The organism is Oenococcus kitaharae DSM 17330, from assembly GCF_000241055.1.
GTDB classification, from domain to species: Bacteria; Bacillota; Bacilli; order Lactobacillales; family Lactobacillaceae; genus Oenococcus; species Oenococcus kitaharae.
This window is the reverse complement of record NZ_CM001398.1, coordinates 1,804,950-1,818,789: the sequence shown is the minus strand read 5'-3', so window position 1 is coordinate 1,818,789 and position 13,840 is coordinate 1,804,950. Positions and strand designations below refer to the sequence as shown.

Below are 13,840 nucleotides of genomic sequence, written 5' to 3'. Positions count from 1 at the left end.
CATGAAAAAAAGTCGTCAAATTTACATATGGGTGATCATTGTTGCGGCAGTTCTGGTTGCTCTGTTCTCGATCTGGGCTGTCCGGATGCCGAAAAAGAAGGGTGTCAGCATTGAATTGTTTGTGTTTAAGCCGGAAGCGACTGCCACATTTCAAAGCCTGATTAATGGTTTTGAAAAACAAAATCCCAATATCCACGTCGAGCTTTCTGCGCCAGGCGGTGCCTACACAGTTTTGAAAACACGCATGGTCAAAGGCCGGGTACCGGATTTAATCGGCCTAGGCGGTGAACAGTATTATGTCGATTACGCCAAAGCAGATGTTTTCCGGAATCTGACGCATGACCCGCTTCTAAAGCAGTTCAGCCCTTCATATGTAGCAAATATGAAGTTTTTGGAAAAAAGCAGCCAAATCCATGGTGTGCCATATGCAGCTAATGTCTCAGGTGTTTTATACAACAAGACGCTGTTTGCAAAATCGGGATTGAAAATACCGCAGACTTGGCCTGAATTTATTGCTCTATGCAAAAGATTGAAAGCCGAAGGGAAAACGCCGCTGTATTTAGGCTATAAGGATGACTGGACGATCCAGCAGGCTTTTAACCCTCTGGCTGGTAATTTGATGAAAGCACGTGCCTTCAATATCACGGCTGCGACAATCGGAAAATACGATGCCGAATATAATCGGCCTTTGCAAAAACTGCGCCAGCTTGATCAATATTCGCAAGGAGACGTTTTTTCCTATAACTATAACGACGCTACTTCAGCCTTTGCTAACGGCAAAAGCTACATGTACCTGCAGGGAAACTGGGCCATTCCGTTAATCAAGCAGGTTAACCCAAAAATCAATCTTGGCATGTTTACTTTTCCTGCTAATAATAACAAGCCTAGCAAGAGTGTTTCCGGGATCGATATTGTCTTTTCCATTTCAAAAAAGACGAGGCATTATGCCGCGACGAGAAAATTGCTGACCTATATGCTGGCGAATGGCCCTTACGAAAAATATCTGAAGCAGCAATTTGCCTTGTCAACGCTGAAAAAGGCTAACACCTATCCAGCTTCAATCAGCGATGTGGTGCCGAATTTGCGTGAAGGCCGCATCACGATGTCGCCGCAATATATGTACCCGACTGAGTTGCAAATACCGAGCATGCTGCAGGCTTATCTGGTGAATCACGAGAAAGCCAAGACCTTTACTAATCAGATGAACAGTGGTTTGAAGAATATTTTAGGTCCACAAGGGGATGGCGAATAATGAGTCGCAAAAAAATATTTCTATTAATGACAGTGCCGCTGGTCGTGATTTTCTTTCTGTTCGATACGGTGCCGCTGCTGACAGGATTCGTCTACAGTTTGACGAATTCAAAAGGCTTTGGCACATTTCGATTTATCGGCCTCAGCAACTATTTCCGTCTGTTTACGGACGGATCGGTCCTATCTTCATACTGGTTCACCTTTAAATTTGCGGTCGTCACGACTGTTGTGGTCAACGTGATTGGCATTCTACTGGCCTTGGCCTTGAATTCAAATGTGAAGTTCAAGACCTTCTTCAGAGGCATTTATTTTCTGCCTTATGTCCTAGGCGGCTTGATCGTGGGTTATATTTTCAATTACATTTTCACTTTCATGCTGCCGTCAGTGGGCAAAGCACTAGGTTGGGTCTTTCTTTCTTCCAGTATTTTAGGAAACGCGGGCACCGCTTGGATCGGAATCGTGATCACGGTTGCCTGGCAGTCTGTAGCTTTTAACATTCTGATTTATATTTCCGGCCTGCAGACGATTCCCACGGATATTTACGAAGCGGCTAAAATGGACGGCAGCAGCAGTTGGAACACTTTCTGGACGATTACATTCCCACTGTTGGCACCTTTCTTTACGATCAATTTGGTTGTCAGCATGAGAAATTTCCTGATGGTCTTCGATCAAATCATGTCCTTGACTGGCGGCGGGCCGGCTTCTTCGACGACTTCAATCTCGATGCTGATTTATCAAAACGGCCTCAGCGGCAATCAATTCGGTTATCAAAGCGCCAATTCGGTGATTTACTTCATTATCATTGTGGCGATTTCCGTGTTCCAGCTGAAAGTTTTGAATAAACGGGAGGTACAGTTATGACAGCTCATAAAACTAATTGGCTAACAACGATTCTTGTCACGATCCTATCAGTCCTGATTCTGATCCCACTATACATGGCGATTGTTATATCTTTGAAAAAGCCATCGGAAATGGGCACAAATCTAGCCAACTTCTTCCGTTTTCCGAAAATTTTACAGTTTGCTAATTTTATAGACGCGATCACCACGACTAATTTCTTTCAAACGGCCTTCAATTCATTGGTGATTACGGTCTGCAGTGTCGTTGTTGTCGTCCTGCTAACGTCGATCATTTCCTACGCGATCGCCCGCAACATGAATAAGCGCTTTTATCGCTGGACTTATTATTACCTTGTGAGTGCAATGTTTGTGCCCTTTTCCATGCTGATGCTGCCTTTGGTCAAACAGCTGTCATTTCTGCGAATCGATAATAAATTCGGCCTGGTACTCATGTATCTGGTCTTCCAAATGTCGATGAGTGTTCTCTTGTATGTCGGCTACCTGAAAAATATCACGGTTAGCTTAGACGAAGCTGCTTATCTGGACGGCGCCAACAGCTGGCAGATTTTCTGGAAAATTATTTTTCCATTGCTAAAGCCCATGCACGCCACGGTCGCTATTCTGACGGCCTTAGCCTCATGGAATGACTTGCTGCTGCCATTGGTTGTATTGAGTGGAAACGGTAATTCAGCCGTCACATTGCCGATGGCGCAGTTGGTTTTTCAGTCGCAATTCGGCACAAATTACAATCTGGCCTTTGCTTCTTATATGCTGGCGTCGCTGCCGGTGCTGATTTTCTACCTGTTTGCACAAAAGCAGATTATCAGTGGTGTCGTCAATGGTGCTGTGAAGTAAATCTACTTGTGAAGCCAAACAAAAAGACCGCCCTTAGCAGCGGTCTTTTCATATATATAAAATCAATCAATCAATGACAAAGGGAATATTTTTATAGATCGCATGATCGGGATACAGTTCGATTAATTTATAACCGCGCGCCAGTTTGCCGTAAGTGTTATAGCCGCTGACGTTGCCGTAGACCAGGTCAATCCCCTTGTAGCTGCCCGTAAAATTATTGTCATGATCGTGGCCGGCAAACAGGGCTTTGAAATTCTCTTTTTGCAGCAGACTGTAGAAGAGGCCGGAATTAATTTCCGGTGAACCGACTTTTTCGGCTATCTGACCATCACGGATCAAGTTTTGTGCCTGTGCAAATTCAGGGATCGGAATGTGAATGAAGCCTAAATCGGCACGATCCGGGTTGACTGGCTCAGGCAGCTGAGCAAACCAGCGGATCTGTTCAGGGTTGATTGGCTCGTACAAGCCCATACGATTATTGCTGCTGTAGGCACCGCTGTCCCAGACATAGAGCAGGTGAGACAGCTCTCGGCTATTGCGATCAAAGACTTTTAAGACGTAATTTTCCAAATCGTGAAAAACAAAAATATCATATTTGCTGGCAGGATGCTTAATCAACTTTTCCAGCTCGCGTAGACGCTTGCGGTCAAAATCTCCCTCGGTATCATGATTGCCGTAGGTCACAGCAATTGGCGTATCGATTTGGTCAAACATACGATAAAAATAACTCAAAACTTCTTCAGGCTGCTTGATTCTATTTCCCCAAATCAAATCACCTGTGATGATAATCAGATCAAAATGTTCACTGGCTAGTACTCGGCCGATGCGTTTGAGCGTCTCTTGATCCTCAACGGAAAAAGGGCGGCTGCCCAGATGCAGATCAGTTAGCTGGCAGATTCTGAAGGCTTGTTGGTCAGTGGACAATAATTCCATGAGAAAGCTCCTATTATTTTGCTGCTACCTTTATTTTACTGGAAAAAGGCTGCGACTTGGCCCGCCTGCAGAAAATTGTTTGTAAAAATACCGGCAACACCTTTTTTCAGTAGTTTCTTTTCTTCTGAAGGGTCATCGACGGTCCAAATTCTCTGCGGCAATCCGCCTGGGAGCTTTTGGTAGTGCTTTAAATGAAGGCCGGCAAGGTGATTAACTTTCATAAAATGCTCTGGGTTATGCACATATCTGGCATGCAGAAAACAATATTGGCCTGTCGGATCAATCGCGTAGCCATTTCGAAGTGAATTCAAATAGAAAGAAGAGTAAATAACAGGGAATTTCAAATCATAACGGCTGACCATGTCCATGACGATATTTTCAATGTTTTCGTAATGAAACATATCCGTTTTAAATTCTAAATTCAGGCGGATAGGCTGCTGATTAACCAGTTCCAAGAATTCTTTTAAAGAAGGAATCTGCTGGCCATCTTTTAAATGGTTCTGTCTTAATTCGGCAAAAGTCTTGTCTTTGATAAAACCGCTGCTGTCGCTGGTACGATCCAAACGTTCATCGTGCATGATCACGGGGATGCGGTCTTTAGTCAGATGGACATCGAATTCAATGCCGTCAGCATGGTGCTCAACTGCATATCGAAATGATGAGAGAGAATTTTCCGCTATTAGCGCGGGAATACCACGATGGGCAAAAATGAGTGTTTTTTTATCTGACATAAGAGGCACTTTCTAACATTAATTTGACCAGCCGTTTGCTCGGTTGTTGTTAATTATATAGCTGTTCATGGCTTTTTCGGCCTGCTTGCACATGAGTGATATTTTCCGTCGTCGTCACAAGACTAATTCATCTCGAACACGTGCTGCATCGGATTTTTCTTGACCAGCTGGATGAGTTGCCTGTTTGTCAGGTCCTTTAAGGCGAGGCCGACAGCGCGTTTTGATAAACCATAATTTTTTGCTTGGCTGAGGATGTCTCGGTCCAGCAGGCCTTGGTCGATGCCAGCCGCAAATAGGCCGGACTGCAATAGCGTGTTTAAGACATAATAATCCGTCTCAGCCGTCGCATGCTGTTGACGGATTTTTTCATTTTTCAGTTGAAATGCCTGGCAGCTGGCACTTAATTCTTCAAGCAGCTGCTGCTGTTTTTCTTCAATCATCGAGAGCATATCCAAAACAAAGAAACTGCCTTCTGCATAATTCCGGTAGTCGTCGACAGCAGACAGCGCTTTTTGAAATTTTTCCTGGTTGTCGCTGATAGCACTGGCAAGGCTCAAAGCTGTGATGATATCGAGTTTTCTGGCCAGATATGATGTCAGTATGTAGCGGGCTGTACGCAGATTGCCGTCGTAAAAAGGCCGGATATTAATGAAATAAGCATGTGCCAGCAAGCCTTTAATCATAAAGGGGATATTCTTATTAGAAATAAACTGCAGCCAATGCTGCAAACGATTTTCCAAGCCGTTTTCATCAGCCGGCAGCTCATAAGCGCTGTCACGATTTTTATCCAGTACAGTCGTCTGACCGGCACGGAAAAAGGCGCCATCCGGCAGCTGCTGAGAATCGATCAAGCCAACTAGCAGCTGATCATAGATTTTGCGGATATCAACGAGGCTTTCAATCCGCTGATAGTCTTTTCTAACAAGCCTGCGATACATACGCGCCATCGGAGCAAAACGGATCTGCTGAAAAGATTTTGTATCGGCTTGCTCCATTGCGATCGCAACCTCAGGCCTAGAGGGCTTTAAGCCAGCCAGCTGATTGGTTTTGAGCAGTTCTAAAGCCAATTTGTTGTCGATATAAAGCTGTCGGGCTTGAGTTGGCAACTGGGCCATGAGTGATTTGATTTCTGCCGAATTATATTCGATCCGTTCCGATGAGATTGCGATTTCTCGTAAAGGAATCAGAAAGATTTCCCGGCTATCCTCGGCGAGGGTGCGTCCTTTTTTAAGATATGGGAAGAGGCCAGTTTTGAAAACACCATAGTTCTGCTGCCGGCGGTCGTACTCGGCCTGAATTGTCTTGATATCATTATGCGCCTCGTAGGCAACTGTTTTTAATGTTTTATAAGCCATCTTGCTCACTCATATTTTAACAAAATAAGCAAAATGGGAGAATTTAAAAACCATAATCATAGTCCCTTCGCTAACTTGGGCTAATTTACGAAAATTGTTCGTTAAAGTCCATCATACAATGAAAATAGGAGGTGACCATGAATCTAACATCCACGGTAATTATCGCAAGCTACAACGGTGAAAAATATCTCCATGAGCAGCTGCAATCAATTTATGAGCAGAAAATGCCTGTGACAAAGGTACTGATTTCTGATGATGGTTCTTCGGACAATACGGCACAAGTGGCACGGGACTTCGTCGCCCAGCATCATTTAGGCGGTCGTTGGGATTTTCAAGTCAATGCAAAACGCCTAGGCTGGCGGGAAAACTTTCTTCATATGTTAGCCCAGACCGATACGGATATTGTTTTTTATTGTGATCAGGACGATCTTTGGTATGACGACAAGGTGTCTGAGTCAATGAAAATCTTTACTAATCACCCAGACGCAGAGTTGCTGGTATCGGACTTTGATTACCTGCCGGCCGGACAAAATCTGCTGACAATGTTTGCAATAGACGAACCGGATCATCAGAATCTGACACGTGTGTCTGCTACTTTGGCGAATTTAATGACTTTGCGTCCAGGCTGTGCGATGGCTGTCAGGAAAACTATCATACCGACTGTTCTGAATATTTTTCATGAGGTACCGATTGACGGTAATGGACTGCCGCAGACACATGACCAGCCGACCTGGCTGGCAGCTATATTAAGGCAGTCTTTGTATCATATTAAAAAAGCTTTGTTTGTTCGCCGCGCTCATGCAGACAGTGCTTGGCAGCTGGAAAAACGGGCTAGTGGCGGCCACTTTGCCGCTATTCCAAGCGAAAATGACCACTTTCCGCTCTTTATCAAATCAGTTCAGGCATATCTTGACCGCCACTCTTTGTCTTATCCAGAACTTGCAAACAAATTATTGGCAGAAATCGAAACTCGCTTGTTACGCTCCGAAGCTTGATTTCGTCAAAAACATAAAAATTAAAAAATAGAAGAATTTGTATTAATTCAATTTAAACGAATTTATATTTTTAAAAAAATTAAAATTTCATTTTATTCATGATGATCTAATTTTACGCATTTCATTCAAAATCCTTTGTATACTGAAGTTGTTGCTAGCAGCGGGTTTTCGGCTGTCTGCAGCAATGTTTGTGTGTGACAGATTTTAGCTGTTTTTCCATGAATAACCCTTCTCAAAGCTGACTTGCAATTTGCCCTTTTGTTAGAAAAATTTACAATGAGAATTGGGGGTGGTTATGAAATTAACAGCAACATCAATCATGGCGACCTATAACGGGTCGCAATTTATCTCTGATCAATTGCAATCAATCTATGATCAAAAAAGTCAGCCGGATCGGGTCATTATTCGTGATGATCGTTCCAGTGATGACACAGCTCGAATCGTTAAGCAATTTATCAGCAACCGTCATCTCGAAAAAAGTTGGGACTTTAAAGTCAATCCAATTAGAAAAGGCTGGCGTCAGAATTTTATTCAAATGATTAGCCAGGCCAAGACGGACGTGATTTTTTATACTGACCAGGATGACCTATGGCACGAAGATAAAGTTTCGGATTACCTAAGCTGCTTCAGCCAAAATAATGATATGGAAGCTTTGGTGTCCGACTACAGTTTTATTCCAAAAAATCAGAATATTCTGCCAATGGCGAAAATTCCTGAAAGCGGGCGAGATCCGCTCTATAAAGTGATTCCAAATTTGTTTAATCTATTGATTAGACGCGATGGATGCACTTTGGCATTTAGAAAAACATTGATCCCGTTCTTAAAGGAAGTCTTCCAAAAAGTGTCCACGGACTCCAACGGCCTGCCGCAATCTCATGATCAGGCGACCTGGCTGTCAGCACTGTTGCGCGGTTCTTTGTATCATCTGCACAAGCCTTTATTGTATCGGCGTGCGCATCAGGACAGCACTTGGCAAAAAGAGATGAAAACGCATCCCAGCCACTTTATTGAAGATGTCGATGAAAACCCGAATTTCTTGGCTTATTTGAAGATGATTCGGCATGTTTTGATCGGGGATCATCTGTGCACAACATTTGCAAATATTCAATTAGAAAAGGAAATCCAGCATAAAATCGCTGATTTCTCCAAGCTGGCAGTCTGATAAAGAAGACGACAGTTTTGAAAGGAGCCTCATGAAAGGCATTATTTTAGCCGGCGGATCAGGTACACGTTTATATCCGATCACAAAAGCAACGAGTAAACAGCTGGTTCCAATTTATGACAAACCAATGATCTATTATCCGATGTCTGTGCTCATGCTGGCCGGAATTAAAGATATTCTTCTAATTACGACTGAGGAATTTCTGCCTCAGTTCCAAGAATTGTTTGCTGACGGTTCTCAAATCGGCTTACATATCGAATACAAGATTCAACCAGAACCTAAGGGCTTGGCTGAAGCTTTTATTCTCGGCGAAGATTTCATTGGTCAAGACAGTGTCGCTTTGATTTTGGGCGACAATATTTATTATGGTGCTGGTTTATCAGCTTTGCTGCAGACAGCTGAAGCCAAAAAGACCGGTGCGACCATCTTCGGTTATCAGGTCAAAGATCCTGAACGTTTTGGCGTGGTCGAATTTGATAAACAAGGACATGCTTTGTCGATTGTTGAAAAACCCGATAAGCCTAAATCCAACTATGCCGTGACTGGCTTGTACTTTTACGATAACGATGTTGTCGATATTGCTAAAAAAGTCCAGCCTTCAGCACGCGGTGAGATTGAAATTTCCGATATCAATGCCGAATATCTGCGGCGCGGCGACCTAGACGTGAAAGTGATGGGACGAGGTTTTGCCTGGCTTGATACAGGTACGCATGATTCGCTTTTAGATGCATCGAATTTTATCGCGACGATTGAAAAACAGCAGAATCTGCAGGTGGCAGCTTTAGAGGAAATCGCTTATCGCATGGGTTATATTTCCGTCGATCGGCTGATTGCTTTGGCTCAGCCCTTAAAAAAGAATGATTATGGTCAATATTTATTAAGAATTGCCGGACAGGAGAAGAAATAAATGGTGAAATTGATTGATACACAGCTTCAAGACGTCAAGCTGATTGAAACAGACGTTTTTGGTGACAAGCGTGGTTTTTTTACTGAGACTTGGACGAAAGAAAAATTTGAAAAACTAGGTCTGAAATTCGACTTTACGCAGGATAACCAATCTTTATCGGCTGAAGCCGGCGTTTTACGCGGTATGCATTATCAGATGGCGCCTTACACACAGACGAAAATTGTCCGTGTTGTGACAGGTGTTGTCTGGGACTGCTTAGTCGATATGCGTAAAGGCAGTCCAACCTATGGTAAGTGGGAAGGCTACATTCTATCTGAGTATAATCACCGTCAGCTGCTCGTGCCAAAAGGCTTTGCTCATGGCTTTGTTACTTTGACGCCGAATGTCAATTTTGTCTATAAAGTCGATGGTTATTATGCGCCGCAAGCAGATCGTGGGATTGCTTTTGATGACCCTGAGATTGGTATTCAGTGGCCGACTGATGTTTCTCATGCGATTCTCTCGGAAAAGGATCAGCATCATCCGCTTTTCAAGGATGCGGAAAATAATTTTGTATACGGAGAGATATAAACATGGCTATGAATATTCTTGTCACAGGCGGAGCCGGTTTTATCGGGTCGAATTTTATCCATTATATGCTGCACAAGTATCCGGACTATAATTTGATTGATCTTGATTTGCTGACCTACGCCGGCAATCTGCACAATTTTGACGATATCAAAGACAATCCGCATCATATTTTCGTGCATGGCAACATCCGCAATGCTGAACTGGTTGACTACTTATTTAAAACATACGATTTTGATGCAGTCGTGAATTTTGCCGCTGAGTCGCATGTTGACCGCTCGATTCTGCATCCAGAATTGTTTGTCCAGACCAACGTCGAGGGTACTGTCAATCTGCTGCAGACAGCCAAAAAATACGGTATTAAAAAGTTTCTCCAAGTGTCGACTGATGAGGTCTATGGTACCTTGGGCAAAAATGGTTTCTTTAATGAAGAGACGCCTCTGGCTCCTAATTCGCCATATTCGGCTTCAAAAGCCGCTGCCGACTTGGAAGTACGTGCTTTCTATGAGACCTATGGCCTGAATGTGAATATTACGCGCACGTCGAACAATTACGGTCCTTACCAGTTCCCTGAGAAGCTGATTCCTTTGATGGTGACAAACGGCATGACCGGCAAACAGCTGCCGATTTACGGTGACGGTGAAAACATCCGTGATTGGCTCTATGTCGAAGACCATGGCCGCGCGATCGATCTCGTATTGCACAATGGCAAACCTGGTGAAATTTATAATGTCGGCGGCCACAATGAGAGGACAAACAATCAGATCGTCCATTTGATCGTGGATAATCTTGGTTTATCGGCTGACCGGATCAAGTACGTCGCTGACCGTCTGGGCCATGACCGCCGTTATGCGATCGACCCAAGCAAGATCAAGCGCGAACTGGGTTGGGAACCAACGATTATGTTCGACGAAGGGATTGTCAAAACCATTGATTGGTATAAGACACACGAAACATGGTGGCAGCCTTTGAAGAGCAAGGCAGTCTTGAAATAATTGTTAAAAAGCCCGAATATCGGGCTTTTTTTTGACTTTGTGATTAACGCTTGACATTATCTCTGGATATTTAGTAACATCTTAACCTGTTGGGCAAAAAACCTTCAGGCCTGATAAATAAACTTTTTTGGGGAACTATGTCAAATATCAAAAAATATCTCTTAGTCTTTGGAGCAGGGTCTTTGCTGCTTTTTTCCGGCTTTGGCGTCAAGTCTTTTGCCGACTCTGTCTGGGCCGGCCATCAAAATGTTCAGGCTGTCAGGCAGGATATCACAACCTTGGCTGATCGTATTCAAGATAAGAATAGAAAAATTGTGGACAGTACTAATCAGCTGGCGGTTTTTAACAATCAGCTGACACAATCGCGCAACGATTTGCAGACAGCACAATCCAACGTCAGTGCTATGCAGTCGCAATTGATCAGTTTACAAGGTCAATTAAACGATGCGAACGCGTCATTTCAGGCCCAGCTCCAGCAGAAAATTGCTGAAACGCAGCAAGCCATTGCTGACGGCAATAATAAAGTTCAAGCAAAACAGCAAGAAGTTGACGCTAGACAGCAAGATGTGGCAAATGCAAGGCAGTCATTGGAGCAGGCAAATCGCCAAATTGCCGATCTGCAGAATCAGATCTCTCAATTGACAGAACGCAATAAAGATTTGGACGCTGCTTTAAGAGATGTTCAGGATCTTCAAAATTACGCGGATAACACCGTGCAGCAGAATCAATAATTATAAAAAAGCGATCCCGTTTGTGAGACCGCTTTTTATTTTGACCGTGAATTTTGAATTTAAACTGCATTGACAGGCTTGATTTTATCCAACGCATTTTTAACAGCGCTCTTAATCGCACGACTGGAAGCTGAGGCACCGGAAACGGCGTCCACATCGTAAGTGTTTTGTTCGACCATTTCGTCAGGCAGCTGCATAACTGCTTGACGGCCGACATCCTCACTTTCAGACTCTTTAAGTACCTCGACTTTGGCAATCTTATTATCCATGTAAGTGACACGGACAACGACTTGACCGCCGATGCCGGCTTCGCTGATACCGAGATATTGATTAGCAGCTGTCTCGTATTGATCCAAGGTTTCTTCGTCGCTGAGATCGTTGCTGCCGAGATTCGCTGTATTAGCTGCTGCTCGGCTTTCGATCACTTGATCACCCTTAACAGCGGCAGCATTTTCACCAGCAATCTTGCCAAAAATCAAGCATTCCGCCAGATTACCGCCGCCATTGTACTGGTTAGCATTAATGCCGCCGAATTCACCGGCACTATAAAGATGCGGAATCGGCTGATCGCTGGCATTCAGTACTTCGGCACGGCTGTTTCGCTTGGCACCGCCTTGTGTGTTCAGCATGGCAGTGGTTATTGGCGCAGCATAATAGGGGCCAGTCTGAGAAAAGGCCTGCATAGATGCCGGATCACGATGGCAGGCAGCATCTTCACCGTTTTCAGCGAATTGATTAAAGGCTGCGACTGTGTCTGCCAGTGTTTTTCGATCGGCTTGGATTTTGTCAGCTAATTCGTCTAGGCTGTCCGCTTGGATCACAAGTTTGAATAGATCCGGATAAGGCAGCTCTTTTTGCGCCTTGATTTTATCAAATTGAGCCTGGTCAAAGATCAAGTGGGGATGCTCATAAACGGTTGGGCTCTTCCAACTGCCGTGTTCATAGGCATGACCGTGCCGGCCGTCTTCGTCTTCACGCAGGTAGCGGCCACCGTCATCACCAGCCACAAAAATGCTGCCGTGTGATAATTCCGGCCATGGTGAGAGGATGAATTTGCCGCGCTCTTCCTCTGGATTATCAAACACGAGACCCGTATCAAAACCGTAACCTTCAAAACTCTTCATGTGCCAGAGCTTGGCACCAACTTCTTGGGCCATCCGAATACCGTCGCCTTTGTTGTACAATGTGCCAATCACTTTTAATTTAGGAACACCGATGAAGTTTTGAATATCGTCTTGATTGTTTTCAAACCCGCCCATAGCCATCACGACACCATTGCGGGCGCGGACATTGACAATTTGGCCTTTGCGCTGAATTTGGACACCTTCAACAGCCTGACTGTCAGGGTCGCTGATCAAATGCATGGCAGGTGATTCAAGCCAGACGTCAATTTCTTTAGCTCGGTCTGTGACTTGTTTGCGGAGGTTTTTCCATAGAGAAGCGTCGAAATAGCCGTCGTGAACCGTCGTGAGGTCCACTGTATCAGAGCCTTCATATTCTGGATATTCAGGCGATAGGCCGTTTGCAAACGCTTGGTAATTTGGGTCCCGATGAACTTTGTTGTAACTGGTCGGGTTTGGGACTCCTAAATATTTGGTGAAATAATCGCGCATATTAACCAGCCCGTCAACGTAAGTATCAAGTGTGTCTTCTTCGACGGAAATCGGGCCGAAAAGTTGTTTGAAATAGGTCTTCATTTTTTTAAAATCATAACCGGTGAGGACAAGTTGGCCGGCATAACGTGTATTTCCGCCTTCGTGACCGTCCGGAGCTGAATCGACTATCAGGACTTTGGCACCAGTATCAGCGGCAAAACGCGCGGCAGTCGCACCAGCGGCACCAAATCCCAGCACAATCACATCGTAAACAGCCGATTCCCATTGAATGGCGTTTTTCTTCGTATCTTCCATTTTTGATGGCTCCTTCTTTGGAATTTTTGAAACAAAATTAAGAAAGTCTGTAAAGCACTGCCTTAGAAAGTTAATATTATCAGATGTTTTCAGGTCTCCTCGTGCATCAAAGGCGTTTTGGGCAAAACCCAGCATCATTTCATCTCCAGGCATGACAAAAGCACCGACACCGGGTGAATCGAGAATTTGGCGCAGATGCTGCTGGGCACGGGAAGTTCCTTGAATACCCAACGAGGTGCCGACAATCATGACGGGCTTTTCTCTGAGGGGATGGATTTCCCAAGAAAGCCACTCAATGCTGCTCTTCAGAGCTGCCGGGATTGAATGGTCATATTCTGGCGTGGCGATAATCACGCCGTCAGACTGATCGATTTCGTGCTGTAGATGTTTGACGACATCGGGCAGGATTTTATCTTCGCTAAACAAGGGCAGGTTGCTGATTTCGACGATTGTAATCTGCGCCTCTTTGGCAAATTGACGCTGCATATAAGCAAGCAGCTGACGATTGAATGAATAGCTGGCATTTGTGCCAACCAATGCGACGAAGTTCAAATTTGTTCCTCCTGAATCATGGCTAACATTAATTGTGACTTTTTGAGCAAGTATGTT

Annotated in this window: 13 protein-coding genes; 9 read left to right on the top strand and 4 right to left on the bottom strand. The window is 44.4% G+C overall.

Annotation, left to right across the window (positions count from 1 at the left end; genetic code table 11):
* Position 1 precedes the first annotated feature (1 nt).
* The 3 genes from OKIT_RS09155 to OKIT_RS09145 are packed head-to-tail and all read left to right on the top strand — an operon-like array spanning position 2 to position 2,945.
* On the top strand, positions 2-1,252 hold the full coding sequence (locus OKIT_RS09155) for an ABC transporter substrate-binding protein (RefSeq protein ID WP_007747350.1): 1,251 nt from the start codon (positions 2-4) through the stop codon (positions 1,250-1,252).
* Complete coding sequence (locus OKIT_RS09150) at positions 1,252-2,112, top strand: carbohydrate ABC transporter permease (protein WP_007747349.1); 861 nt, start codon at positions 1,252-1,254, stop codon at positions 2,110-2,112. The genes OKIT_RS09155 and OKIT_RS09150 overlap by 1 nt, the downstream gene beginning before the upstream one ends.
* Positions 2,109-2,945 (top strand): carbohydrate ABC transporter permease, encoded by an 837-nt coding sequence (locus OKIT_RS09145; RefSeq protein ID WP_007747347.1) that lies wholly within the window; start codon positions 2,109-2,111, stop codon positions 2,943-2,945. Before OKIT_RS09150 ends, OKIT_RS09145 begins: the two co-directional genes overlap by 4 nt.
* A 66-nt stretch (positions 2,946-3,011) precedes the next feature.
* Here OKIT_RS09145 and OKIT_RS09140 read toward each other — a convergent pair whose 3' ends face one another.
* From OKIT_RS09140 to OKIT_RS09130, 3 genes are all read right to left on the bottom strand, one after another.
* The gene (locus OKIT_RS09140; protein ID WP_007747345.1) at positions 3,012-3,878 is read right to left on the bottom strand and encodes a metallophosphoesterase family protein; all 867 of its coding nucleotides are present in this window, start codon (positions 3,876-3,878) and stop codon (positions 3,012-3,014) included.
* Between the two features lie 35 nt (positions 3,879-3,913).
* On the bottom strand, positions 3,914-4,609 hold the full coding sequence (locus OKIT_RS09135) for a glycerophosphodiester phosphodiesterase family protein (RefSeq protein ID WP_007747343.1): 696 nt from the start codon (positions 4,607-4,609) through the stop codon (positions 3,914-3,916).
* Between the two features lie 122 nt (positions 4,610-4,731).
* Positions 4,732-5,964 carry a Fic family protein gene (locus OKIT_RS09130; RefSeq protein ID WP_007747341.1) on the bottom strand — a complete coding sequence of 411 codons (1,233 nt, stop codon included), beginning with the start codon at positions 5,962-5,964 and terminating at the stop codon, positions 4,732-4,734.
* A 137-nt stretch (positions 5,965-6,101) separates the two neighbouring features.
* Between OKIT_RS09130 and OKIT_RS09125 the strand changes: the two genes are divergently transcribed.
* From OKIT_RS09125 to OKIT_RS09100, 6 genes are all read left to right on the top strand, one after another.
* Positions 6,102-6,959 (top strand): glycosyltransferase, encoded by an 858-nt coding sequence (locus tag OKIT_RS09125; RefSeq protein WP_007747339.1) that lies wholly within the window; start codon positions 6,102-6,104, stop codon positions 6,957-6,959.
* 295 nt (positions 6,960-7,254) lie between these two features.
* The gene (locus OKIT_RS09120; RefSeq protein ID WP_007747337.1) at positions 7,255-8,121 is read left to right on the top strand and encodes a glycosyltransferase; all 867 of its coding nucleotides are present in this window, start codon (positions 7,255-7,257) and stop codon (positions 8,119-8,121) included.
* 31 nt (positions 8,122-8,152) lie between these two features.
* Positions 8,153-9,028 (top strand): glucose-1-phosphate thymidylyltransferase RfbA, encoded by an 876-nt coding sequence (rfbA, locus tag OKIT_RS09115; protein WP_007747335.1) that lies wholly within the window; start codon positions 8,153-8,155, stop codon positions 9,026-9,028.
* Positions 9,029-9,598, top strand: a complete 570-nt coding sequence (gene rfbC, locus OKIT_RS09110; protein ID WP_007747331.1) for a dTDP-4-dehydrorhamnose 3,5-epimerase — start codon at positions 9,029-9,031, stop codon at positions 9,596-9,598. It abuts the gene before it with no gap.
* A gap of 2 nt (positions 9,599-9,600) precedes the next feature.
* Positions 9,601-10,590 carry a dTDP-glucose 4,6-dehydratase gene (gene rfbB / locus OKIT_RS09105; RefSeq protein WP_007747320.1) on the top strand — a complete coding sequence of 330 codons (990 nt, stop codon included), beginning with the start codon at positions 9,601-9,603 and terminating at the stop codon, positions 10,588-10,590.
* Between the two features lie 137 nt (positions 10,591-10,727).
* Complete coding sequence (locus tag OKIT_RS09100) at positions 10,728-11,321, top strand: hypothetical protein (protein WP_007747317.1); 594 nt, start codon at positions 10,728-10,730, stop codon at positions 11,319-11,321.
* Between the two features lie 59 nt (positions 11,322-11,380).
* Here OKIT_RS09100 and OKIT_RS09095 read toward each other — a convergent pair whose 3' ends face one another.
* Positions 11,381-13,783 carry an NAD(P)H-dependent oxidoreductase gene (locus tag OKIT_RS09095; RefSeq protein WP_007747315.1) on the bottom strand — a complete coding sequence of 801 codons (2,403 nt, stop codon included), beginning with the start codon at positions 13,781-13,783 and terminating at the stop codon, positions 11,381-11,383.
* Positions 13,784-13,840: the final 57 nt, after the last annotated feature.